At 58.8% G+C, this 25,165-nt stretch carries 13 protein-coding genes and 3 pseudogenes; 7 read left to right on the forward strand and 9 right to left on the reverse strand.

The window, feature by feature from the left end; all coding sequences use genetic code 11:
* Nucleotides 1–10: 10 nt before the first annotated feature.
* On the reverse strand, nt 11–1,888 hold the full coding sequence (locus CHB87_RS13335) for a polysaccharide lyase family protein (protein WP_176441754.1): 1,878 nt from the start codon (nt 1,886–1,888) through the stop codon (nt 11–13).
* 414 nt (nt 1,889–2,302) lie between these two features.
* Between CHB87_RS13335 and CHB87_RS13340 the strand changes: the two genes are divergently transcribed.
* Nucleotides 2,303–4,519 carry a hypothetical protein gene (locus CHB87_RS13340; RefSeq protein WP_142988350.1) on the forward strand — a complete coding sequence of 739 codons (2,217 nt, stop codon included), beginning with the start codon at nt 2,303–2,305 and terminating at the stop codon, nt 4,517–4,519.
* A 113-nt stretch (nt 4,520–4,632) separates the two neighbouring features.
* Entirely contained in the window at nt 4,633–5,487 is an 855-nt protein-coding gene (locus CHB87_RS13345; RefSeq protein ID WP_089408935.1) for a helix-turn-helix domain-containing protein, read from the forward strand.
* Between the two features lie 39 nt (nt 5,488–5,526).
* Here CHB87_RS13345 and CHB87_RS13350 read toward each other — a convergent pair whose 3' ends face one another.
* Nucleotides 5,527–7,182 carry a rhamnogalacturonidase gene (locus CHB87_RS13350; RefSeq protein WP_089408936.1) on the reverse strand — a complete coding sequence of 552 codons (1,656 nt, stop codon included), beginning with the start codon at nt 7,180–7,182 and terminating at the stop codon, nt 5,527–5,529.
* A 618-nt stretch (nt 7,183–7,800) separates the two neighbouring features.
* Between CHB87_RS13350 and CHB87_RS22920 the strand changes: the two are divergent.
* A pseudogene (locus CHB87_RS22920) lies at nt 7,801–8,022 on the forward strand (two-component regulator propeller domain-containing protein); the annotation flags it as partial.
* A 42-nt stretch (nt 8,023–8,064) separates the two neighbouring features.
* Here the strand turns inward: CHB87_RS22920 and CHB87_RS22615 are convergent.
* Nucleotides 8,065–8,295 (reverse strand): hypothetical protein, encoded by a 231-nt coding sequence (locus tag CHB87_RS22615; protein WP_245817979.1) that lies wholly within the window; start codon nt 8,293–8,295, stop codon nt 8,065–8,067.
* A gap of 102 nt (nt 8,296–8,397) precedes the next feature.
* Here CHB87_RS22615 and CHB87_RS13355 point away from each other — a divergent pair, with 102 nt between their 5' ends.
* The 3 genes from CHB87_RS13355 (at nt 8,398) to CHB87_RS21970 (ending at nt 12,014) form a co-directional block, all read left to right on the forward strand.
* Nucleotides 8,398–10,401 carry a sensor histidine kinase gene (locus CHB87_RS13355; RefSeq protein ID WP_245817980.1) on the forward strand — a complete coding sequence of 668 codons (2,004 nt, stop codon included), beginning with the start codon at nt 8,398–8,400 and terminating at the stop codon, nt 10,399–10,401.
* Entirely contained in the window at nt 10,394–11,056 is a 663-nt protein-coding gene (locus tag CHB87_RS13360) for a response regulator transcription factor (protein ID WP_245817981.1), read from the forward strand. Before CHB87_RS13355 ends, CHB87_RS13360 begins: the two co-directional genes overlap by 8 nt.
* 475 nt (nt 11,057–11,531) lie before the next feature.
* Nucleotides 11,532–12,014 (forward strand): hypothetical protein, encoded by a 483-nt coding sequence (locus tag CHB87_RS21970; protein ID WP_142988351.1) that lies wholly within the window; start codon nt 11,532–11,534, stop codon nt 12,012–12,014.
* 346 nt (nt 12,015–12,360) lie between these two features.
* On the opposite strand, the pseudogene CHB87_RS22620 reads toward CHB87_RS21970, so the two are convergent.
* The 3 genes and pseudogenes from CHB87_RS22620 to CHB87_RS13370 all read right to left on the reverse strand — a co-directional run.
* Nucleotides 12,361–12,591 (reverse strand): annotated as a pseudogene (locus CHB87_RS22620) (ISL3 family transposase); the annotation flags it as partial.
* Nucleotides 12,592–13,136: 545 nt separating this feature from the next.
* Nucleotides 13,137–13,292 (reverse strand): annotated as a pseudogene (locus CHB87_RS22625) (ISL3-like element ISMex26 family transposase); the annotation flags it as partial.
* 1,004 nt (nt 13,293–14,296) lie between these two features.
* Nucleotides 14,297–15,498 (reverse strand): IS3 family transposase gene (locus CHB87_RS13370; RefSeq protein ID WP_089408939.1). Its coding sequence is split into 2 segments (ribosomal slippage): nt 14,297–15,225 and nt 15,225–15,498, totalling 1,203 coding nucleotides; the frame shifts between segments, so codons are not numbered across the junction.
* 616 nt (nt 15,499–16,114) lie between these two features.
* Here CHB87_RS13370 and CHB87_RS13375 point away from each other — a divergent pair.
* Nucleotides 16,115–19,402: a TonB-dependent receptor gene (locus CHB87_RS13375; protein WP_089408940.1), complete on the forward strand. Its 3,288-nt coding sequence runs from the start codon at nt 16,115–16,117 to the stop codon at nt 19,400–19,402.
* A 326-nt stretch (nt 19,403–19,728) separates the two neighbouring features.
* Here CHB87_RS13375 and CHB87_RS13380 read toward each other — a convergent pair whose 3' ends face one another.
* The 3 genes from CHB87_RS13380 to CHB87_RS13390 form a co-directional block, all read right to left on the reverse strand.
* A complete protein-coding gene (locus CHB87_RS13380) occupies nt 19,729–20,235 on the reverse strand; it encodes a rhodanese-like domain-containing protein (RefSeq protein WP_089408941.1) in 507 nt (168 codons plus the stop codon).
* Between the two features lie 111 nt (nt 20,236–20,346).
* A complete protein-coding gene (locus tag CHB87_RS13385) occupies nt 20,347–21,726 on the reverse strand; it encodes a DUF1501 domain-containing protein (protein WP_089409092.1) in 1,380 nt (459 codons plus the stop codon).
* A 43-nt stretch (nt 21,727–21,769) separates the two neighbouring features.
* On the reverse strand, nt 21,770–24,850 hold the full coding sequence (locus CHB87_RS13390; RefSeq protein ID WP_245817982.1) for a DUF1549 domain-containing protein: 3,081 nt from the start codon (nt 24,848–24,850) through the stop codon (nt 21,770–21,772).
* Nucleotides 24,851–25,165: the final 315 nt, after the last annotated feature.

A 25,165-nucleotide genomic window follows, 5' to 3' on the forward strand; every position in this document is an offset into this window, starting at 1 on the left:
TTCCTACGGTTCATGGCTTTTTCCCAAGTATCTCAAGGGAGAGATAGTCGTACGAAAGGTAGTTGTCGTCCGCCTTCCAGTTGGTCTGGAGTAACTCGATCATGTTCCTGCCTTCATGCAAAGCAGCCATCGGGATGGCGAAACGATGCAGGCTGTACTTCATATGCGACGCCTGTCTCAACAGGCCGTTGCCGCTGTTGTTCTCTGGCGTCCATTCCCCCTCGCTCGTTCCGTTTACCGAGACGCGCAGCATTGCCTTATTTGCCGCGGCGAGCGCGACCGTCAACTCGGCCGACCCATCCCTGGATAGACCGGACGGTAGTGTGAAGTCGATCTGCCATGGCCAAGGTGCGGGCGACCCTTGCGGCGGCTGGTAGTTGGACTGCGCGTAGTTCCAGTCGCGTGCAGGCAGGCTACTGCCAATGTGGAAGACGAGCGGGTTGGAGAATTCCGCCGTGAATCCCTTGTAGAGAAAGGGCTGAAAGTAGTTGTTTCCGTGCCGAAACTCCCGCGAGTCACGGTCGGGGACGCCTATCTCCCAGGCAAGCCAGCCGGTGCGTGCAATGTCCCACTGGAGCTCCCCGGCATCTGTGTCTGTACCGGCGGTAACCTTCACATCGTCGTGTTCGTAGACATCGGGCTCGCCATTCGCGAACGCGTATAACTTGTAGGTTCCCGGTCTGGCGTGCGGGATTGTGAAGCTTCCGTCCGGCTTCACTCGTGCCCAGTATTCGTAGTTCTTGCTTTCATTCTGAAAGTCTTTCCCCTCCGGAGGCTGAGCGAGTCCTATCCAAGCATCTGCCGTCGTCAGCTTCGGTTTCAATGGATCTTTCAGCGACAATTTTCCAGAGACGGATCCACGCTGGTTCTCCAGTGGGTATTCGGGTACACCAGCCATCCACTCATAGGGCCATGCCTTCTGCTCGGTGGCTGCCTGAAGTTGCGCGTCCTTCCAAAGCTGATCTGCCGGCGCACCGGCATTGGCATAGAGGAGGAAAGGGCCAAAGATTTTTGCCCATTCCTCGCCCTGTTCCACCTTGATCGAAGTGCCGCCATAGTGGTTGCGGCCGAAGTGGTGGGTCATCTCGCCTTCGACCGCCGTCAGATCGTTCTTTCGCGGGCCATCGTTGTAATACTCGAAGCCGCCCATGACAATCCATGCGCCGAGCTTGTTGACGTCGCTGGCGTATCCGAAGGTGCCTATCTCGTTGTACGTCGCGTTATAGCTATACTTGCTTTCCATTTTTCCGTTGAAGAGGCCCGTGTGAAAGACGGATATTTCTTTGATCGGCGTATGCGTCTTCTGCGAGATGTCGTAGGGCGTGGGGATAGGACCGCTGCGTGCGGTGTCGATAAAGATCTTTTCCAGCAGGAAATGGTCGTGAATGGTTGGCGTATCCCAAACCATCCGCCACTCTGCGACTCCTGTCGCAGGGTAGCTCGCGGGATGGCTCAGGATCGCATAGACATAGAGGCCGGTTGCGCCGCGGCGCAGAACGTAATGGATGTCGATGTCGAAGGCATGCGGCTGCGACCCTGCGTAGGTTACCTTGCATCCGACATCGACCGTCTCGGCAGTTTGCACGCGCACGGAACACTTCGCGTGCGAGGGGTTCTGATAGTCTGCGCCACCATCCATGGACCAGTACATATGTCCATGCTTACCGTCCTTGTTCACAAGTTCGGCGCCGTGGTACTTGAACGATTCGACTCCCGCCGACGGACCGTCAATCTCGACCGAGACGTTACCGTTTGTAAGCTCGTAGATCTCTCCATGCACGTGCAGCTTGACCGGTGCGCGGTCTCCATCTCCTCCAGGCACATTAGCCCGGACAGGTGCAGAGTACAGGCTCGCGGCGAGCAGCAGGAGAAGCAGGCGCTTTGTCACGGGGTAGGGCCTCCGAGAAGTCGGGCGACGACGGTTCGGCGAGATAGCCCGCCACGAGGTCGTCGTCCAAAGACAGCATGAGTATGCAGGATAAAAATTACGTTCGGCCTCTGCCATTCGGAGGATACGAGAGGATGTTGTTCTGCCGTAGAGTTCCGGTGTCGTCGAAAATCGTTCGGCTTATCCCCCAAAGTGGTCTGGCACGCTGTTTCGCGTCAGCGACCGCTCCCTGTGCGATCACAGGACACGTCGGTACGACCCGGACTTAACGCACGAGCTAACTCGAAGATCCGCCAAGACAATGCGGAAAGAAATATCGGAGGATACATGATGTACGCCCATATTCTGCGTGGCAAAAAGGTTTACCTGCTGGCCGCGTTGCTGCCGGTATCAGCGCTTCTTAGCGGATGCGGCATGCATTCCACCGCAACCGTTGCGTCGGCGATCCACAGTAATGCGGCTGCCAGCGGTCTCGGCGGAACCGTGCATGGCGGTCAGCAGCCGGTGGTCGGCGCCACGGTCGTCCTCTGGGCGGCGGGAACCACCGGGTCGTACGGCACGGGTTCTACGAAGATCGCTCAGACCACAACCGACTCAAGCGGTTTCTTCAGCCTGGATAACGGGCAAGGCGTTTCCCCATGCAGCACGGGCCAGTATCTGTACCTGACCGCAACGGGCGGTAACCCCGGCGGAGGCAACAACAGCTCCGCGGCAGAGATGGTGGCTCTCCCCACACCGTGCGGCGCCGCGACCGGCGCACTATTCCTGCAGTTGAACGAGGTGACAACGATCGCGGCCGTGACGGCTCTCCAGCAGTTCATGAGCATCAACACCTCGGCGACGGCCCCGTATATCGGCACCGGCACTGTGCCCTGGACGATCGGCGCGCCAGCCAGCAACGTCATCGGCATGGCGAACGCCTTCACCCAGGCCGGCAACCTGGCCAACATCACGAGCGGCAGCAGCGCCGTCAGCACATCGACCGCAACCTTCAACGGGACCACCTACACCACCACGATCACGCCGGATGCCAGCAAGATCAACGGCTTGGCGGATATCCTTGCGCTATGCATCAACGACAGCACAGGATCGCTCTGCACGGGATCGAGCGGTGTCCTGACCTTCGCCACGCTGATGAAGGGCGGCGGCGCGGTCGTCCCGGTCGACACGGTGCAGGCAGCCTACAACATGCTCAGCGTGCCCAATCCGCAGTTGTATAGCGGGTCAACCGATAGTTCCGGCGCTGCTGTCACCACCTACTGGCCGCATTCGACTGCCTCGGCCACCTACCTTTCCTCGCTGTGGACAAACATCTCCGCAGACGCACCGTTTCAGCCGTACACCGCAACCACACCTACCGACGCCACGATCCAGGTGAAGTGGGCGAGCAGCGGCGGAGCTGTGAGCCTTACCCAGTATCCGCAGCTTGCCTTCGACTCCAACGGCAACGTCTGGTATGCGCAGGGCGGGGGCGCATCCGGCAGCGCGGGCTACGTCACGCAGTACAATCCCGCAGGGCAGATGCTCATCGCGCCTGTGACCAGTACGCCGATCTCCGGCGGCTGGGGCTTCTCCACCTATACCGGGGCGACGACGATGAACCTGGGCGGTGCCAAGTCGAACGCAATTGCGGTCGACACCACCAACAACGCCTGGTATGCGGGCTTCTATACTTCAAGCGGCGCCAATTCTGGCGGGACCGGGGCGCCCAATGCGGGCTCATTGCAATCGCCGCTCGTTCAGATCACGCCTGCGGGCGTTGCCTCTGGCTATGTGGTCGGAGCCTCCGTCGGAGATATCATGATCGACGGCAATAACAACCTTTACTTCAATGACATACCGAACTATGTTTCGGGTGCAACCACCAACCGTTACTACTTCAGCGAGCTGCTCGCAGCAGGCACACCCGCTTACTCGACCTTCTATGGGGGCATGGGAAGGCAGTCAAGCAATTACTTCCTTGCCGGCGGCATCGACCAATCTTCGAACCAACTTGCCTGGGGAGTTCTGAACGCCTGCGGCTCGATCTTCCGTTCGGATAGCACGCTTGCCGCTGCGGGTGGCACCTATCCGACCGCAACGGCTCAATACGCCGCTTCGCAGGTCTCGCTTAGCGCGACCACGCCGACAACCTGCGTCCTGAACGGGACGATCGACGCGAATAACAATATGTGGGGCACGAACGGATACCTGGAGTACATCGTCGCTCCGGGGACCGGCGCCGTTACCTCGCCGACAGTCACTCAGTTCGCTGCGGGCGCGGGCATAGGCCAGGGCGGTTTATACGGCGGTGCAGGCGTAGCCATCGACGGAGCTGGAAATATCTGGGTCGCGAATAATCCAGGTTCTTCCACTGTCACCGGCGGCCTCTCGGAGTTCTCCGCAGTGGTCACCAATAGCGTGCCGGTCATTACTCCGCTCTCTCCGTCCGGCTCATCTTCAGCGCTCTACGGCTTCGGTGCGGCAGATTCGTGGCTCAAGCCTACGCAGCCTCGCATCGATCTTTCAGGTAACGTCTGGCTGGAGAACACGGGCAACAGCACGATCGCCTACCTTGTGGGCGTCGCGGCGCCGGTGGTCACGCCAACCTCGCTGATGATCAAGAACGCAAAGATCGGCGTAAGGCCTTAACGCGCAAACGGCAGGGAAGACCGCATGATTCGACAGGGCGCGGCGGTCCATGCTGCGCCCTTCTCGCTATCCTGAAAGTAGCCGATGCTGTAATGAAAGAGTCGTGAAACACGATGGCAAGTGGACAGACACAGTTCATTCAATCGGAGACACCCGGCCTTCTTCGGGCAGCGTATCCGTCCAGAGCCAAGATCATTTCTCAGCAGTATTCCATCATTCCGATCTTGAGGACAGCGTTCGACTTGCTGGAGGCGCTTCACGCCTCTTCGCAGGGGATGCGTCTTCGCGAATTGATCGAGGCGACCGGAGCTCCGAAGACCACCGCTTACAGCGTGCTCCAGACCTTTGTGTTCCGCGGATATGCGGAGCTGTCAGAGACGGGAGAATACCGTCTCCCGTGTGTCTCCATCCCCGAGCCTTCCCGGAAGCTGCAGGAGGTGCACCATCAGGACGACACGATTCCAGTGGTGCTGATGACCTTCGACGTGTTGCAAATGCTGCATCGAAGGTCCTGCGGGATGCGGCTGCGCGAGTTGGAGCAGGAGAGCGGAATTCCGCAAAGCACGCTTTACCGGATCGTCAGAACCTGCGTCGCACGCGAGTATCTGCGAGAGATCGAGTCCGGTATCTATGGGATATTTGCACGAGACAACGTGCTGCTCCCGTCGTCAAGCCGCGGCATCACGACAGATCGCGGAAGATACCATGTATCCGCTTTGATGAGGACCTGCGATGTTCTGGAGGCGGTGAGAGCGAGACCCGAAGGCATCCTGATTCGCGAGCTGGAGCGAACGGTATCTACCTCCCGATCGACGCTCTACCGCATCCTTCGCACCTGCGTCGAACGCGGATACATCCAGCAGAATGCAACAGGACGATATGAGTTGCAGCAGCGAACGCCCATCAACCGCGGGGATCGCGAATTGGCCAGCTCCGGAGTACGGCTGAGGGTATCGCGCCATACCTGATTCTGCACGCATCTACCTCGTTCTGCCGTGCCGTCAGAGCTACAGCGTCTGATGCTCTGCGTGCGCGATCGCCGTATCTTTCGCCGCCCGCGACCACGCAAGCCGGAAGTCCGTGACGTTATGCAGAGAAAAGTTTTCCTGCGGCGGGGCGGTGATGGCAAAGAAGTCGGCACGATGCACGTCTTCCAAGCGGAACGCCGGACGTGGGTCTGCATTGGCCGGCGCGATCTCGACATGAGACATCTCCAGATTGCGCAGATGACGGATGAGAAATCCATGCACCGGTGTGGGACCATACTGCAACGGCTCCGGATATCCATCTTCACGCTCCGGCGTCTGGATGGTGCGCCAATCCGGCATCGGCGCGATCTTCTGTCCGAACCCGACGCGCATGACCTTGGGCAAGCCCTTATGGCCCAGGTAACAGTTCGCTATTTTTATATCTTCGATGCAGTTTGTGGGAATCCCGGTAATCATTGAAGACGTAGACGCATCCGCGTTGTGGCATACAAGGTTCGAGATCAGGATGCGGCGCAGGCTGCCTGCACGAGCGGTCTCGTTCGGGTTGCGTTCTCGGCGATTAAGGCAAAGGAAGAGCGGTGCGTCGATGATATCCCGCATGGTATTGCCCGTGATGGCGATATCCTCGATCAGAGCTCCATCCGAGCTTTCCAGTGCAATCCCTTTGCAGGCCTCAATAACATTGCCCGTGATGGTGATGTTGCGGAATCCGCCGTTCGATTCCGTACCGCACTTGATGCGCCCTTCGCGGATGACATCCGTGTCGTCGGGAAACCTCTTCCAAGTACCATTTGCAACGCTGCCAATTTCAAAGCCAGCCGTGACATAGTTGTTCGCAATGGTTACATTCTCGGTCGGCCTCTGGTAGCCGAGGGCGTAACTGGACTTCGGGCAGATCGCATCGTCCCACGGGGAGTTGATGGTGCAGTTGGAGACACGCACATTGCGGCAGCAGTCGATGTCCAAGCCATCTCGATCTGTATCCACCAACAGATTTTCGATCGTCAGACTGTCGACGCCAGTGGCCAGCAAGGCGAAGTGCCCGCCTTTGAGAATGACAAAGTCGCGGAGCAGAACACGGTGGCAGTTCTTGAGTCCAAAGGTCTTATTGCCGACCCCGGCCTGTTCCGCAATGAATCCATCGAAGCCGCCGCGACCGCCGTGCGAGCCATTGGAGAGTCCCTTGCCGAAGATGAGGCCCGGGCCAAAGACGCCAAAGTCGTGCTGCCCTTCCGCATAAAACAAAGAATTGCGCCAGTGGTTATGTCCATAGTCCTGGTAGGGAATCCACGGGCTTTCGCGCTCCGCTCGATCATATGTGCCGCCACGATAGCCGGTGGCCTCACCCTTCTTCGGCGAGTCTGCGGCTACGATGATGCAACCTCGCGAAAGGTAAAGATCGACGTGCGAGAGGAGGCGAATGGTGAAGCACATGTAGGAGCCTGCCGGAAAGATGAGCGTACCGCCTCCAGCTCCAGCCACAGCCTCAATCGCGCGATTGATGGCTGGCGTGTCCACCGTCTTGCCGTCACCGGTTGCGCCGAAATCGCGCACGTTGAAGGTGGCGGAAGGATTCGCAGCGATAGGATTCTCGCCTGCCGACGCAATCGAGGTATAGCCGACGCCGGTGGCAAGCGCCATCGGTGCGAATTTCATGAGGTCGCGGCGAAGCATAGAGAGCAGACTCCTCGAAGACGACGAATTACGGGCGGGACAGTCCTGGCTATTCTTTTACGAGTGGCGCATGGCTTGATGCTCACGCCGATGTTGTAGAGGCGATTCCAAGACACGAGACTATCACTGCACATGCATCCTTGATCTCCTCCATTCGGAGGAGATGCCTGCGATCTTCCTGACTGTCTATGTCGTACATCAGCCGTTACAATGGGTTGGCCTGAAAACCAGGAGCGTGCGCGCCGGATGAGACACAGGATGAAAGAACGCCCAGCACCACGGGCACGCCTCGGCTTCGTGAGCGTGCTGGTGCTGTGGCTTGTCTCGACGTTGCATTGTTTATCGCAGCAGCCGGCGCATACCGTGACCTATGCCCGTACACTCTGGACAGTCGCGGATGGGCTTCCTGAAAATACCGTACAGGTCCTTACGGAGAGCGTCGATGGCTCCATCATAATCGGCACTACGGGTGGACTGGCGAAGACCGGCGGGTTGAGGATTCGCTGGCATGACATCGGTCTTTCCAAGCCGCTCGAAACAAACAGCGTTTCAGCGCTCTTCCCGATGAAGGACAGCACTCTTTGGATCGGCACTGAGGGCAATGGGCTGATCCACCTCATGAACCGGCGGACCCATGAGTACTCCGTCAAGGAAGGGTTGACGAACGGCTTCGTTCGCGCGGTTGTCCTCGATTCGCATAACCGGCTTTGGATCGGCACGGACCGTGGACTGTTTCGGCGCAACGGCGATCGCGTGGACAGGATCGACGGAAGCGAGGCCTTCCCTGAGATGGCGGTGAGATCGATCGCAGAGGATCATGACGGCAGGATCTGGGTCGGGGGATCGCGGCTTGTCTCGATCGAGTCCGACGGCAAAGTGCAACTACATCCACTGCATGGCATCGGCCACGAAGACCGGATACAGGTCGTGCTGCCCGCTGCCGATCACGGAGTGTGGCTTGGGATGGTCAGCGGTCTCGCGTATCTCCGCGACGGTCAGCTTGAACGCTTTCCCGCGGTTCATTCCATTGTGCGGGCTCTGCTTGAGACAGAGGATGGAACGCTTTGGGCCGGCACCGTCGGCGATGGCCTGTGGAAGCTTCGCCGCGGACAATCCACGCGAATCCTCGACGCAGGACTGCTTCCCAGCGAGACCGTCCTCAGCCTTGTATGCGACCACTTCAAGCAGGTGTGGATTGGCACGAATGCGGGTCTCGTGCGGCTGGAAAACAGCCCAGTCACCTTTATTCCGCTTCCCGAGGTGAAGGATCGCGGCTTCGAGACGATCTCTGGCGACAGCGCCGGCCACCTCTGGGTCGCAGCGCAGAAGCTCTTCGAGATTGAGGACGGCAATGTGCGTCCGTTCGCGAAGGGCTTTGCGAATCTGAATGTGCGCACTATCTATCGAGCCCACGACGGCGCACTCTGGGTGGGCACTGAAGGCGGCGGCGTACGGCGCATCGCAGACGGCGATAGCCGGAGTTATACAGCCCCCGCGCAACTGACGAGCAACTCTATCCGAAGCTTCATGGAGACACGTGGCGGGCAGATGTGGATCGCCACCGAGGATGGGGTCTCCGTGGTGGACGAGACCGGTGTTCACAGGCTGGCGGAGGCGTCGGGACTTGTGTATTCCAGTACGCGTTCACTGCTCGAAGCTCATGACGGAACGATCTGGATTGGAACCGACCGAGGACTCAGTGCATGGAAGAACGGCCAGTTCGTGAGCAATACCGCAACTCAGTCGCTTGCGAAGGAGAGGGTTTGGTCGATTCTGCAAGATCATCAGGGTGCACTTTGGTTCGGCACGCGGGAGCATGGCGTCTACCGCATGAGAGAAGGATCTATCGATCACTTCACCGCGGACGAGGGCCTGCCCACGAACAGCATCTACAAGATATTGCAGGACAGGCAGGGGATGTTCTGGCTCTCGGGGCCCAACGTGATCTTCTCCGTGACGGAGGATGAGATGGATGTGCGCTCGTCGTCCCGTGTAGCCCTTACACCGCTCGTTTACGTGAACCCTTCGGAAGGCGTTCAGATGTATGGCGGCGTCGAGCCCGCCGGCTATCTCGCGCCTGACGACACGGTCTGGTTTCCATCGAATCGCGGCATTGCCCAGGTGAAGCCGACCAAGTCGAGGCCCGCGGCATGGGCGCCAGGAGTTATGGTGTTCCAGATCGGCGACGATGGCCATGCTATCTCTCTGCGGCACAAGACCAGCATCCCGGCCGAGATGCTGCGCGTCAGCTTCCGTCTTTCCGCTGTCTATCTGCGTCCGCAGGAGTCGCTCCGTTTTCGCTACAAGCTCGATGGTTTCGAGAGCAAATGGACCGAGGGACGTCCCGACACCGTAGCCACGTACACCAATCTGAGACCCGGAACCTATCATTTGATCGTACAGATCATCGATCTTTCTCTGCCGGGATCGATCACGCAGGACTCCTTCCAACTTGACAAGGCTCCATTTTTCTATCAAACCCGCACCTTCTATCTCTGCTGTGCGCTCTTCATCGTCGTCGTTGGCTGGCTTCTGTATCGTCTTCGGCTGCGACAGATGCGTCTTCGATTCGACGCCGTGCTCGATGAGCGGGCGCGTCTGGCACGAGAGATGCACGACACGGTGATTCAAGGCTGTACCGGAATCTCCGCGCTGCTCGAGGCCGCTGAGGGCTGCGCCGAATCGCCTCGGACCGAATCTGCCGAGTTGCTGAACCACGCCCGCGAGCTTACGGTCGACACGATCAACCAGGCGCGCCAGGCTGTCTGGGCAATGCGCCACGGCCCGGAGGCCGACGTCGATCTCATCGACGCAATGCATGACCTCGCCAGGCAGACCATGAGCGAGCATAAAGCCATTCAGGTACGCACCGATGCTGCCGGATCCATGTTGCTGCCCGCCTCTGTCGCGCACGAGGTTATCATGGTGATGCGGGAATCGGTCTACAACGCTATCCAGCACAGCGGCTCCACGGAGGTGATGTTGACGATCCATGCTCGTCGCGAATCGATCGTCCTCGATATTGTGGATTTTGGCTGTGGCCTGGATGCCGATCTGGACTCCTGCATCGATGCGGGACATTACGGCATTCTCGGCATGCGAGAACGTCTCAAGCGTATCGGCGGTACTCTTGAATTGGTGACCGCGCCCGGCAAGGGAACAACCGTGCGCGCGATCTTCAAGCCCATCCATTCGCTGAAAGGCGCGATCCTTGTCTAACCTGAAGAGCGACATACTTTTCGCCGAAGCCCCAGCAAATCAACTCCGAGTCCTCATCGTGGACGATCATCCCCTTATGCGCCTCGGCGTGGCCGCGATGATCAACTCGCAGGAGGATATGACCGTCATCGGGCAGGCCGGCAACGTCGAGGATGCCGTGCGGGTCTTTCAGGAGAAGAACCCGGATCTCGTCCTGATGGATCTTCGCCTGCCCGATGCCAGCGGCGTCACGGCAATCCGTCGCATCGTCGCCATAGCGCCGCAGGTGCGCATCGTTGTCCTGACGACCTACGAGGGGGACGAAGACATCCACCAGGCGCTAGCCGCTGGAGCGATGGGTTATATCGTCAAAGGCATGTCGCGACGTGCGCTGATCGATGCCGTGAGACGCGTACAGGCAGGACAGAAGTTCTTGCCAAGCGTGGTCAACGACACGTTGTCCTCGCGTACGCCTGCCTCGGTGCTGACACAACGAGAACAGGAGGTGCTGAAGCTGATGTTTCGCGGCAAGAGCAATCGGGAGATTGCCGATCTGCTACAGATCCGCGAAACCACTGCAAAGACTCATGTGAGCGTTGTTCTGACGAAGCTCAATGTCGAGGACAGAACGCAGGCCGTAGTGGAAGGACTCAAACGCGGACTGATTCACTTATGACCGCGTCTCGCAGATCAGAAGATGGCGCCGAGATCCAGGGAACGCAGGCTATCCGGTGTTTGGGATCGAAGCGCACAAAGCCGGCAACGATAAACTTTGCCAGGTCGAAGCGGCTATCGACGATGCCATCCACGATGCACTTGGCGAACTCGTAACCCCCGTATGCAGTGGAGTGCGTTCCATCGGCAAGTAGGCGCGGAGCATCCGAACCGGCCGACTCATACAGAACAATACTCATCGCATTCCGTCTTGATGAGACGGACGCGATCCTCTTTTGCCACCTCCCGTACTGCCTGCGGATAGAGACCCAGGCCAGGCGTGGGAGCGCCTGTGACACGATCGGCGCGATCCATGGACGTGACGAGCACGGGCGTGGCCCCGCGTCTGCGAGTCTCCGCAATATAGGTCTTGAGCCATGCCTTATAAATCGTCTCGGCCTCAACGAACGTCTGTGGCCAGTCGCTCTTGAGTCGTTATGACCGAACTGCATGAAAAGGTAGTCGCCTATCTTCAAGCTGACTTTGACGTTGCAGCCATAGGGATGGAGTCGATACTCCGAGTGGCGATTTTTGACGAAGAGCGAGCATTTGATCTCCATTTTCTACACTTACGCGAATTTCTTGCCGCGTATCCCGAAATATGGCGCAATCCGCAGGGATTCGTTGTGCCCGATGACTATGTCCCGATACCTGTTAGGGGTTATCTCGGTGCTCTCACCGATCGCCCCGCCCTCTTTCTTCACTGTGTAGAGCCGGGATGTCTGCGTGCCTTTTTGGATGGTGTCCGTGTTTCGCGTCTCGATAAATGCGCAGACTTCGATGGCTTTGACGATTGGGTTAGGAGAAGACTACGACTGAAAGGTGTGTTTCATTGGGATAAAGCCGTAATTATGCAATTTTCGGGCGAGCCTGAATCTGGAGTTAAATGGGCGTTGAATGAACTGAAGGCGCATCGCTAGCCTCGGCTCATTCAATGAGCGGTTGTATGAAATAGTTACTGTCAAGACGTAACGTCGGTTAGACCGTATGACTTATATCGACGCAACATGATTGTTTGATCTGTTAAGTGACAGCTAAATCTTAATTCTACTTAACATCCGATAATGATGGGATCTGTCCTGTTGAACGAAAGGGGTCGTTCGCCGACTTCCAAGGTGCCCCCTCGAAACGTTCCTCAGGAACACGACCGCTCTACAAGAAGCTTTACTACAACATAAAGGACGTTATGCTGTAGCAGTTAACCGGTTCTGGCGCACATTTGGTGATGATCCGTTGTTTTCACGTGGTGTGTGGGGTGACCAATTTTTATCCCCGCTGAAGGACACGCAGACGCAAGAGGTCGAAGCCAGCGCGGCCATACATCTGGCGTTTGATGAGCTTGAGCCGGTGGACCTGCCCCTCGACGTGTCCCTGGCTCCACGGCAGTCTGAGAGCCTCGCGCACGGCGTCGATGTCCCTTTCCAGGCCCGCAGCGAAGCCGGCCAGGGCGGTGCCTTGTGCAGGTTCAAGCCATGCCGACAGCGCCTCCAGGCTGCGCTCGCGGAAGATGCGAAGAAGCTCGTGGCAAGCTTCGCGACGCGGCCGATCTCGGGTGACTTCCGGTACATCTCTTCGAGCAGATCCTTCGCGGCGGGCGTGGCTTTCAGGATGAGCCAGACGATCTGTCGCGGCGAGGTGCGCAGAGCCGGTCGTGTTCGGTAGCTGCGGCGCTGCCGAAGCCAGTAGCGCACACCGTTCACCTGCCCTCGGAAATTTCGTTCGCGCAGCTCACGCCATAGTGTCGTCGAACTCCGACATCCTTCACTCAGTCGTTGATCCAGGTAGCTCGCATAGTCGTCGACCATAGACTCACGGACACGGGGCTTCGCTTCTGGATACAGCTCGGCGGTCCTGAACTTCTTCACGGTTCGGTGATCGATGCCAAGCTGCCGTGCCAGTTCCTGATCGGACGCGCCCGTTTTTAGAAACAGTCCCGATAGGTCAGGTTCCCCTGGCCGGCAGGCCTTTGCCGCCTGCGAAAACAGGCGATGGTGCGGTGCAAGCGCATGCCGCAAGACTTCGCTCAGGTTGCGTAACAGGTGCCAGCGGTCTGCAACCTGCACGGCTCGCGGAGCGGCTCTGCGCGCGGCTTCGGCGTAGATGCCGCCGCGGTCGCGACTGATGATCTCCGTGCCGGGATGCTGCCGAAGCCATGCAGCCACCGTATTGGCATCGCGATCGGGAAGCAGGTCGACCACCCTACGCGTCTCAAGGTCGCACAGGATCGTGCCTTAGCAATGCCCCTTGCGCCATGCCCAGTCGTCGATGCCCAGGACGCGCGGAGGTGCAGGCCGACTGTGATGAAGCTCACGCAGCAGAGTCGACCGGCTCGCCAGCAGACCCAAACGCTGGGCAAGCCTCGCGCCGGCCCGACCAACCAGGGCAAGCGTCAGCCAGCGAAGCGCCTCTCCCGACCGGCAACTCCTGCTGCCATAACGGATTGCCGTACCCGGCAGCGGTTCCGTGAATACCTTACGCCGGCAAGCCGGCTCCACAGTGAAGAACCTCCGCGTCTGCAGGTGGATCACGACTGGAACATCATCCCACGGGAGGTCCGCTAAGCGCCGCATGTACCGGCTATGCACCTTCTGAGAGTAGGTCCCACAAGCCGACACACGGCCGAGGCACGGCATGTCTTCAACCGCATTTCGATCGCCCGAAGACGCGGCCAAGGCGAACCAACTCAACCTCCGCAATATCAGGGACCAGCGTTCCTTGACGCATAGGCGGGGAACGGAGATCTTCAGAGCTACCTCTGTCTTACGCCTCAGAACACCGTCTGGAAAGAATCACCAAATGTGCGCCAGAACCATTTCTTTCGGGCTCCTACAACGCAAATGAGACAGAGGAGACATTATCAGACGTGAGGGGTCTAAGATTCCATCTGGATTCTGCCGGACGACTGCATCTGTGTTGCTCAGGGGGCGCTGATCGTAGTTCTGGCCAGCATCAGCCGCAAAGTAGATGTACCACTTGTCGCCCCAGCGATAGAGTTCGGGAGCTCAGATGTCCCGGGACCACGCGGTGTCCGGCGCGGGGGGTCAAACGACTTTCTTCGCTGCGTTGCGCGGGTCGGTAATGTCCCTAGTCTTCCAGAGGGTGAGGTTCCGGCCAAGCGTGTTCATGAAGCAATAATTGCCCTTCCAAACGCAGACCCACGGGTCCGCCCCTGGATTGCCCGATGTTTTGTACCAGTGAGGAGTTAGTGTAGCGCATTGATCTCTGAGGTCAGATCGATGTAGGGTATGGCAGCAAGGGGAGCAGGGAGCGAAGCGACTGGCTCCCCTTGCTGCCAAGAGGTTGAAGTCAGCCAGGCCTCCGGTGCTGGAGGTCTGTATCCGAGCGAGGAGTGTGGTCTGACGGTGTTGTAGTGGACGCGCCAGCGCTCGGCCAGCACGCGCAGTTCTTTCATCGAGTAGAAGAGCTCGCCGTTGAGGAACTCGTCGCGCAGCTTGGAGTTGAAGCTTTCGCAGTAGCCGTTCTCCCACGGAGATCCGGGTTCGATATACAGGGTCTTTGCGCCAGTATCGGCGAGCCATTTGCGCAGGTCTTTGGCCACGAACTCGGGCCCGTTGTCTGATCGAAGATGCTCTGGCACTCCCTTCCACACCATGACGTCAGCCAGCGCTCCGATCACTTTGGCACTCGACCAACGCCGTTCCGCGCGGATCAGCAGGCACTCGCGCGTCGACTCGTCGATCAGGTTGAGGAGGCGCACACCACGGCCGTCATGGGTTCGCGCGCTCACGAAGTCATAGCTCCACACGTGGCCCGCATGCGTCGGCCTGAGCCGCACACACGATCCATCGTTGAGCCACAGCCGGCCTCTTGGCTTCTGCCTCTTCGGTACCTTCAGCCCTTCACGACGCCAGATGCGTTCGACCCGATCCTTGCCTACCTTCCAGCCGGCACGCACCAGCAACGCCGTGATCCGGCGATACCCGTAACGTCCATACTGGCCTGCAAGAACAACGATGGCCTGAGTCAGACGATCTTCGTCTTCGCGCTGTGTCGGCCGGTAGCGGTGCGTGCCCCTGGGCTGCCCCAACAGATGGCACGCATGTCGCTCACTTACGCCATGCTCACAGGCATGGCTCACCGCGCTGCGCCGTCGATCAGGGCTTAGAAGTTTCCGGAGGCAATCTCCTTCAGCACAAGGTTATCCAGGCTCAGGTTCGCCACCAGACGCTTCAGCTTCCCGTTCTCCTGCTCAAGCTCCTTCAACCGCTTCGCCTGGTCGATCTGCAACCCGCCGTACTCCTTGCGCCAGCGGAAATACGTCTGCTCCACGATCTCCGCTTCCTTGCACGCCTGCGCCGTCGTCTTGCCGTTCGCTACCGCCACTTCGATCTGTCGAAGCAGGTTCACCACCTGCTCAGGTTGGTAACGCTTTCCTCGTGCCATCTTGCTCTCCTCTTTCCAGTGTCTCTCTTAGTCACTGGTACAAAGCAAGCCGGGCAGACCACATCGGTGTCTTACCTCGCGGCTTGAGCTCCGGGTCGCGCCGTTTGGAACTGGCCTGTCCCAAGCCGACCCGACAACGACTGAGTAAGGCGCGCCCTGCACTGATAGAAGGCCGGAACGATAGAAGATGTCACGGATTTTCCTCAGATAGATGCCCGCTCATGAGACCCATCAATCACGCTTGCGAAGCCAAGTCATACGTGAGGACCTAGCTGCCTAGTTGCACAGAACAGATTGCGAACCAAGAGACCCTCTGATAAGATCAGCGAAATGGTTTATTCAATTCAATCTGATCCGCGTTGTTGTTGCTCCGGTCTGCCCTTCGCAGATACGAGCAATCCCGTGGAAAGAACCATCCTACCTATCTAGCAGATCTGTAGACCTATCGGTCTGCGCTGCATAGGCCCACGAGATTGTCTCGTGGGCTTTTTACTTTTACAACCGAATATTTCAGGAGGCAGTTGTGGAGCTTATCTCGATAAGCAGGCGCGGCGGTGTGTTTGTGCGCTCTGTTTCATTCATAGCATCGGCACTTAGTGTTCTGGGCGTCCAACAGATGTACGCACAGAACGCGGCGGCTATCTCAGGCTCTGTGCAGGATGCGAAGCATGGACAAGTCTCGGGTGCGAAGGTGACTGTCACTCGTACCGAGACCGGCAATGCTCATACCACGCTATCCGATGGATCCGGCTTCTTCTCCTTCCCAGTACTCCTCCCGGGACACTACGATGTAAAAGTTGAAAAGGACGGATTCGGCACAACGACTCAATCCGGAGTCCAGATCTTTACGGGTGGCGTGACCTCCGTGAACTTCAGCCTGTTGGTAGGACAGGTGGAAGAACACATCGACGTGCAAACCGATGAGGCGCTCTTGCAAACGACCTCCGCCGCGATCACCGATGTCATCGAAAACAAGACCATCGTCAATCTCCCGCTACTCGATCGCCGCGCGACGCAGCTGCAGCGCTTGAACGGGTTTGTGATCGGCATGGGCACCGGCTCCGGCTCCAGCTTTGCCATCGCGGGCGGACGCGGAGGCAACGCCAACTACACGGTGGATGGTGGCACGACACAGAACCTGTTGCAAGGCGTTCCAACGCAGATGTTCGATCTCCCGATCGACGCTCTTCAGGAGTTCACGCTGAGTGTGAGCGACTACACAGCCGATCAGGGCCGCTCGAGCGGCGGTGTCATTCAGATGAGCACCAAGACGGGCTCTAATAACTTCCATGGCAGCGCCTACCTGTACTACCGCAGCGATTCGCTGCAGGCGAAGCCGCTGTTCGCGACTGCCAATCCTCCGCTGTCTTACAAGCTGTTCGGCGGAAGCATCGGTGGTCCCATCCGGAGAGACAAGACGTTCTTCTTCTTCACCTACGAAGGCCGTCTGCAGACCAGCACCACCGTACTGAATCTACTTGTGCCTACCGCAGCTCAGCGCAGCGGCGACTTCTCCGCTCTCGCGGTTCCTATCATCGACCCCAACACCGGTGTTCAGGCGCAGTACAACGGCGTATTGAATGTTCTTCCGCCATCAGAGCTCGATCCTTACGGCAAACAACTTGTCTCATACTATCCTCAGCCGAACATTCCCGGTGTAGCCGCGAATACAAATAACTTCACATATAACGACCAGGCAAAGTCGGTCATCAACGACTATGTTGTGCGTCTGGATCATACCTTCAGCACGAAGGATTCCATCTACTTCCGCTTCCTAGCGCAGCCCGACCATACGGATACGGCAAATGTCTATCCGACTGCCGGAACGGATAATTACGGGGTACTTTCGCATAACTTCTATTACAACCCCTCCGCGACCTGGAACCATATCTTTACCGGGTCGCTCGTCAACGAAGCTCGCTTCACGTTCACCAACCGGCAGGCCCTTTCGATCAACCACGGCGTCAACTCTGCGGCCGCGACACAGCTTGCTTTGCCCGGCACGAATCCCGGCTTCTTCCCAGGTGTGACGGTGTCAGGCTTTGCCGGCATCGGTGGCACGGGGCAACAGCAGCGTCTGCAAACGCCGATCATCAGCAATGAGTACACCGACAACGTCTCCTGGCAGCACGGCAACCACCAGTTCAAATTCGGCGCCGACTACCGCACCTCCGCGGATGGCGATCTATATTCTCCTTCGGCGGGAGGCCTCTTCGGATTCACCCCGCAGGGAGCTGTCGCAGCCGCGCAGATCGCGAGCGCGGGCGCAACGCCTGCCGGCAGCCTTGCCAATCTTCTGCTCGGCCGCGTGAACACGGCCACCCGTTCGGAGACCGAGTATCTCTACTCCGCCGCGTGGAGCTGGGGTCTTTACGCTCAGGATAACTGGCACGTCAACAACAAACTGACACTCAACTATGGCATTCGCTGGGACATCGACTCTCCTCGCTATCTCGAAAACAACCGGCAGAACTCCTTCGATACGAACGCGATCAATCCGGTTTCGAATACTCCCGGCGTCATCACCTTCTCCGGTATTAACGGCGTGAGCAAGTATGCGAACAACTTCGACACGCACCTCTTTGGACCTCGCTTCGGATTCGCTTACACTCCGGTGGCGCACTCGGTCGTGCGTGGCGGCTTCGGCATCCTTTACCCGGGCGAATACGATCAGGCCACGCCGATCGTGCTGAGCACGGGTTTCTCGAACTCTGTGACACTCAACTCGCCGAACTCGAATGCAGGTACGCCTGCCTTCCTGCTGAAGAACAACGGCACCGCCGGAACAGGTCTTGCCGCCTATCCCACGACCGCACAACTCACGGCTGGTTACGGCGCCGTCGCCGCGCCTTATACCTCCCCGGCGCCTTACATTGCACCGCAGTTCATCTCGCCCAGGCGACTTACCGGATACCTCTATCAAGCGAGTCTTAATGTGCAACATGAGTTTGCGGGCAATCTACTGCTCGACATCGGCTTTCTGGGCACCTATGGTCATCACCTTGCGAGCCCATTCGCCGAGAGCATCAACCAGATTAGCCCGGCAAACCTCGCCACACTGGCAAACGGCACGGCAACGCTGAAGCCACAAGCGCTCCGTCCCTTCCCGCAGTTCAGCAACGTGCAGAACTTATACCCCGATATCGGCCAGTCGCGTTACAACGGCGTCAACGTCGGCGTCCAAAAGCGCTTCAGCCATGGCTTTCAATATCAGGCCAACTACACTTACTCGAAGTTCATCGACAATGAAGAGTCACGCAGCGAGTTAGCTGGGTATCCTGGAACCGATACCTACACCGACTACTACAACCCTAAGAATCGCTTCGGACTTTCGGGCAACGACGTACGGCATCGCCTGATCGCCAACGGTGTGCTTGAGCTGCCCTTCGGCCGCGGAAAGCTGGTGCATCTAAACAATGCGGTCGCTAACCAGGTCGTGGGCGGCTGGTCCATCAGCGGTCTTACCGAGATTCACTCGGGGACGGCGCTCAGCCCTATCGATCTCACGAACAATACCAACAGCTTCTCGGACGGGGTGCGGCCGAACCTGACCGGTAACCCGAACGACCTCTCCTCCAACCGCTCGCGCACGGCAAAGATCGCACAGTGGTTCGATACCGCAGCCTTCAGCCAGAACGCAGCTTATACCTTCGGCAACGCGCCACGCACCTTTGGCCGCGGACCGCGGCTGGTGAACACGGATCTCACACTGCTCAAGAGGGTCAACTTTTACGAGCAGCATGCCATCGAGTTCCGCCTGGAGGCGCTCAACGCCTTCAATCATGCGAATCTCGGAAACCCCAACACTCAGTTTGGCAGTCCTAACTTCGGCAAGATCACCGCGCTGTCGGGTGCAACCACGGGCTCGAGAACGCTCCAGTTGGCGGCGCACTATACCTTCTAATCGGACGACTAACTGAATACGCTCCGGCGCATACTCCGCCGGAGCGCATTTGTTTAAGAGCCGTCCTTCTTGATATTCGAGAGAGTTCGCAAATGTTAGGCACCCTTTGCTAACCCAGCGCCAATCACCTGCCATCAATAAATACGATCAACCACCAGCAAAAGCCGAAGCAGATCCTCCGCTGTCGAAAGGAGGACAACTTTTCAGGCAGCCGCACAGAGCTCCGGGCAATCCGCTTTGGCCACGACATCTGTAAGATCATCGGCAAAGAAAGATCGCCGGCCTACTTTGGGTAGGCCGGCGATCTTTCGTGATTCCAATTCTAATTACTTACTGCTTGCGATCGACGCTGTCTGAGACGTTCGCTTGCCTGCGTTGGATGCGTTGACAGTGGCTTTCTTTTGTAGCGTTCCGCCTTCGGCCACATAGCTCTGTGCGCCGATCGCTCCAGCTACCATGAGACCGTTCGCAGCCAGCAGATCGGCCGCGACTCCGGCACGCGCTGTGCTGCTGGAGATTGTGATAATGAGCCTGTCCTTCGATACCTCACCGATGCGGCCCTTCAGGTCCGCGAGCTGGATGTTTAGGTACGACGGAAATCCTCCATTGGCTGCAATCTCCTCCGGTGTGCGGATGTCGATAAGCTGCACCTCATCCGGATGCGCGACCAGCGAGTCGAACTCCTCGCGAGTCAGCTTTTTAGCCTTGGAGGCGGGCTCCTGTTCCTGCGCAGTAGCCCACTGCTTTGCAGGAGCAGGCGCAACAGGCTGCTGTGCAAAGGCAATAGATGGCATAAGACTAACAGCGCTGATGACAACAATCTTTTTCAACATGGTGTAGCTCCTTCTAGCCGATAGGTTTGATTTGGATGGGTGTGAAGATCGCGCGATGGTCTACAGGTGGACGGCAACAATGAAGATGGGAGGCTGCTTGAATAAGGCAGATCATGCAAAGACATCTCGCTGCACGACACCCGCCACATTGGTCAACCGGAAGTCTCTGCCGGCATACCGATATGTGAGTTGCTCATGGTCGATTCCCATCAGGGCGAGCAGCGTAGCGTGCAGATCGTTGATATGCATGCGGCCTTCGACCGCGGCCATGCCGAGCTCGTCCGTGTTGCCGTAGCTGAAGCCTTTCTTTACGCCGGCTCCAGTCATGAACATCGCATAGCCCGTGATGTTGTGGTCGCGGCCGTCGTTCCCCTGCGAGGTCGGCAGACGTCCGAACTCCGAGCCGAAGAGCACCAGTGTGTCTTCAAGCAGACCGCGCTGTTTCAGGTCGGCAAGCAGCGCAGCCGTCGGCTGGTCGACGCGGCGGCTCTGCTCGATAAGACCGTTATGCAGATTTGTGTGATGATCCCAGTTGGGTTGACGAATCTCGACAAAGCGCACGCCTGCCTCACTAAGCCTGCGCGCCATCAGGCACTGGCGGGCAAAGGAGCCTTCGAGTCCTGGCTTCACGCCGTAGGCATCGAGCACATGCTGCGGCTCCTTCGAGATATCGAGCAATGCAGGGATACTATCCTGCATGCGGAAGCCCAGCTCATATGACTTGATCACACCATCCACAGCCTCCGGTGCTCCATCGTAGGAAGCCACTTCGCGGTTGAGGTCCTGGATCAGGTCGATCTGTTCACGCTCCAGCTGCTTCGTTGTGGAGGGTTGAATATTCGGCATGTTGCCGGCATCGCTGATAGCCGTGCCCTGGTAGTACGCAGGCAGGAACGCGCTGCCATAGTTCGAGGCGCCGCCAAAGGCGACCGGAGGATTGATCGTCACATAGCCCGGCAGGTCCTGATTCTCCGTGCCGAGCCCATAGAGCAGCCACGAGCCCATGCTGGGGCGGGTCAGCGAAGCATTGGCGCTGCCCGTATGCAACTGGACGACGGCTTGCGGATGTGCGGGCGTATCGGTGTAAAGCCCACGCAGGAAGCAGAACTCGTCCGCATGCGTGGCGATGTTCGGCAGCAACTCGGAGAAGTACGCACCGGAGCTTCCATACTGTTTAAATTTGAACTTCGATGCAGTAATCGTACCGCCGCCAGGGCCTGATTTACCGTGACGTTTCTCGAGCTCGGGCTTGTACTCGAAGGTATCCACACTGGACATGGCGCCTTCCATGAAAAGGAAGATAATGCGCTTCGCCTTCACCGGTAGCGGCGGACGTTTTGGCGCGAGCGGGTTGAGCGCGTTGAGCTCCGAAGCGGATGCCTTCTTGGCCAACGAGCCCAACAGACCCGCGAGTGCAAGATGTCCGAACCCGGCTCCAGCGCCACGCAGTATATTGCGGCGTGTCGTTATCAATGGCTTATACTCCGGCATAATGTAACTCTCCTTGAACATGTATCGTTGGCGAACATTCTTGTTAGCGAACAAACTGGAAGGCAGCAGAGCCATATAGCGATTGCACGAAGGCCGTCCATGCTGCCTCCCGCGCGCTTTGTGGCAACGGCAACGTATTGCCAGACTCCTTGATCGCTGTTTCGACTGAGTCATCCTGAGCGAGGCCATCTTCGCGAATGATTCCGTCTGTGATGGAAGTCTTCGTGGTACCGGTCAACGCGATGTGTGCCTGCGACGGAGCAGTAGACGCAGGGTGCGCCTTGCCCCACGTCGCGCTGTAGCGGGCGAGGAACGCATTCACACGAGCCGTGTCCTGTGCCGTGGGAGCATGGCCCAGCACACGTTGGTACGCCTCACGAATTCTCCCTGCATCGCTGCTCTGCCGGTTTGCAAGAAGCCGATCCGCAAGCAGACGCGACTGCTGGCGCACAAACGGCGAGTTCAGCATAAAGAGCGCCTGGGTAGGCACGGTCGTCTCATCGCGCTTGCCCGTCACCAATGTCTGGGTTACGGGATCGAAGGCAGCCAGCGGACGGGGTATCTCGTCGCGCAGCAACGGTAGATAGATGCTGCGATAGCGGCTGCGATCCGCGGCAGAGAGGACGGAGTCAACCACTGGGCCGTCGTCGCGGATCTCGATCATACGCAGCGCCATGGTGGGCGAGCCTTGCGGCTGCTTCAGGTCGAGCTGACCGGAAGAGGCAAGTATGCTGTCGCGGACCTCCTCTGCCTCCAGCCGCCGGGGAGCATGACGCCATACATAGCGGTCTGCCGGATCGATATCGCGGTACTCTGCCGGCACCTCGGAGCCAAGCCTGTACGCGCGCGTCAGCACAAGCTCGCGCACCAGCTTTTTGGTCGACCACCCGTTGCGGACAAAGTCCTGCGCAAGATAATCCAGCAGCTCTGGGTTGGAAGGCTGATCGCCTGTGGTCCCGAAGTTATCCAGGCTAAGCACAATGCCAGCGCCGAAGAGATGCGCCCATACCCGGTTGACGTAGACGCGCGAGGTCAACGGGTTATCCGCTCGCGTGATCCACTGCGCAAGCTCCAGACGTCCGCTATGGTCTGCGGGAATCCTGGGCGTATCGGGTAGATTCACCACCGTGAGGAAGCCGCGCGGCACCGCTGGCCCGTGACGTTCTTCCACGCCACGGATACGTACGGTCGTGTCTGCCACGACTCCATCGCGCACGCTGTGTACGCCATAGCCACGCTCGCCCAGGTCGGCGGCGAGTTGGTAATCTTCCCGCAGCTGTACGAACTTGCGCTGCAGCTCCAGACGCTTTTGCTTCTCTACATCGCTAAGTGGAGCGTGAGCAGGATTAGCCTTTGCCGCAGCCGCATCTTTCTCACGAGCGGCGTCGAGTTCTTTCTTCGCCGCATCGCGTGCTGCCTTCAGATCGTCGAGCTGCTTCTGCGGGATGGCAGGCGCCAACTCAGCTGCATGCAAATAGCCCAGCTGCTTCGGCTCGTAGTAGTCCAGGCCCGCCCCACCCATCCTGCTGCCCAGGCCGGAGGCATCCACCGTGCTGGTAAAGATGCCTGCCAGCGCATAGTAGTCGGTTGCCGGAATGGGATCGAACTTATGATCGTGGCAGCGCGCGCACGAGACCGTGAGCGCCATGGTGGAACGCGCCACCGTATCGATCTGGTCGTCTACGTTGTCCATCTTGAAGCGGGCCTTGAAGCGCTGGTTCACATCCTTCGGACCGAGCGCGAGGAAGCCGGTTGCCGTCAGCAGGCGGTCGTGCTCTGCCGGCGTGGCTGAGGGCAGGAGATCGCCGGCGAGCTGCTCCTGAAGGAAGCGATTGTAAGGAACATCGCGGTTGACAGCGTCGATCACGTAGTCGCGATAGCGCCATGCGTTGGGGTAAGGCATGTTGCGCGAAGGCCCCGAAGACTCTGCATACCGCGCCACGTCGAGCCAATGCCGGCCCCAACGCTCGCCAAACTGTTGCGAGGCCAGCAGGCGATCCACCAGCTTCGTATACGCCTGCTCGGAGTGATCGCGCTCGAACGCCTTCACCTCCGCGGGCGTGGGCGGAAGGCCGGTAAGGTCATAGCTCACGCGCCGGATCAACGTAACCGCATCCGCATCCTTCACCGGCGCAAGCTTCTTCTCCTGCATCTTCGCCAGCAGGAACCGGTCCACGCTCGTCAACGACCAGGTGTTGTTCGCGACCACTGGCGGCTGCGGATCGGTGAGCGCCTGCCACGACCAGAAGCTCTGGCGCAGCCTGGGATATGCAACTGCCAGACGCGCAGGAGTCTGCGGCAGCTTCTCGGTCTCATCCGGCCATGCGGCGCCGTCTTTGATCCATCGTTCGAGGATGGCGACCTCTTCCGCAGGAAGCGACTCCGTGCTCTCCTGCGGCATACGCTTCTTCGTGTCGGCAGTCTTCACGCGCTCGATCAGCAGGCTCTTTTCAGGATGGCCGGGGATGATCACCGGGCCTTCGTTGCCGCCACTAAAGATGCTGATGCCGACGTCCACACGCAGACCTCCTGCTTCCTTGAAGGCGTCCGAGTGGCAGTTATAGCAGCGGTTGACGAGGATGGGCCGAACGTTCTTCTCGAAGTAGGCAAGCTGCTCCGGCGTCGCGGGCCGAGGATATGCCACGGCGCTTGTGCGGACGGGCTTCGCCGCTTCCGGCGCCGCGCTTGCAACAGGCTTGCCTTCAGGCCAGAAGGCACCCTGCTGGATCCATGTACGAAGGTTCGCAATATCCTTTGCGGGTAGAGGGTCGTCCTCGCCCTTCGGCATACGCTTCTTCAGATCATCGGTCTGGATGCGCTGCAGCAGCAAGCTATCCTCCGGCTTGCCCAGCACGATCGCTGGGCCGGTGCGGCCGCCCTTCAACAAGGCATCACGATCGTCCACGCGCAGGCCGCCTGCAGCACGAGTCTGCGTTGAGTGGCAGTCGTAGCAGGAGTTCGTGAGCACTGGACGAATGTTCTGCTCAAAGAAGGCTGTCTGCTCGACGCTGGTGGCCGGGCTTGCGACAGGGACGGGAGCAGCCTGGGGAGCGGCGTAGGCTACGGTCAGCGGCTGCATCAGGTGGGTAAGAGCGAGTCCGCCCAGGAGAGCCGTACTGGCCACAAGGCCAAAGTATCCCGGCCTGAATCTTCGAAGATACGTGTGCATGCAAGTCCTTTGGACAAAGGAGACGATCGCGCACGGAAGATCGTGCGACGGATCGTCTGCCGAGCAAGCGTACAAACGGACAAAGCCGTGACGCTTACTGCGAAATCAGAGATAGATTGTCAGGAAGGGGATGGCGCAGGTAACTAACAACAAAAGCGACGGGGAGTCGCGCTTGAGGCGTTCGTGTTGTCGACCTGGGATGTAAAAGAAATTCGCATCGCTGGATTGATTGAGCCATGAAGCAGAAAAGAAGTCAAGCCCAAGGCGCGT

Source organism: Granulicella rosea (assembly GCF_900188085.1).
Classification (GTDB): domain Bacteria; phylum Acidobacteriota; class Terriglobia; order Terriglobales; family Acidobacteriaceae; genus Edaphobacter; species Edaphobacter rosea.

Coding starts and splice junctions, on each gene's coding strand:
- CHB87_RS13340 (WP_142988350.1), top strand. CDS start 2,303: ATGCATTCCACCGCAACCGTTGCGTCGGCGATCCACAGTAATGCGGCT.
- CHB87_RS13345 (WP_089408935.1), top strand. CDS start 4,633: ATGGCAAGTGGACAGACACAGTTCATTCAATCGGAGACACCCGGCCTT.
- CHB87_RS13350 (WP_089408936.1), bottom strand. CDS start 7,182: ATGCTTCGCCGCGACCTCATGAAATTCGCACCGATGGCGCTTGCCACC.
- CHB87_RS21970 (WP_142988351.1), top strand. CDS start 11,532: ATGACCGAACTGCATGAAAAGGTAGTCGCCTATCTTCAAGCTGACTTT.
- CHB87_RS13375 (WP_089408940.1), top strand. CDS start 16,115: ATGTACGCACAGAACGCGGCGGCTATCTCAGGCTCTGTGCAGGATGCG.
- CHB87_RS13380 (WP_089408941.1), bottom strand. CDS start 20,235: ATGTTGAAAAAGATTGTTGTCATCAGCGCTGTTAGTCTTATGCCATCT.
- CHB87_RS13385 (WP_089409092.1), bottom strand. CDS start 21,726: ATGCCGGAGTATAAGCCATTGATAACGACACGCCGCAATATACTGCGT.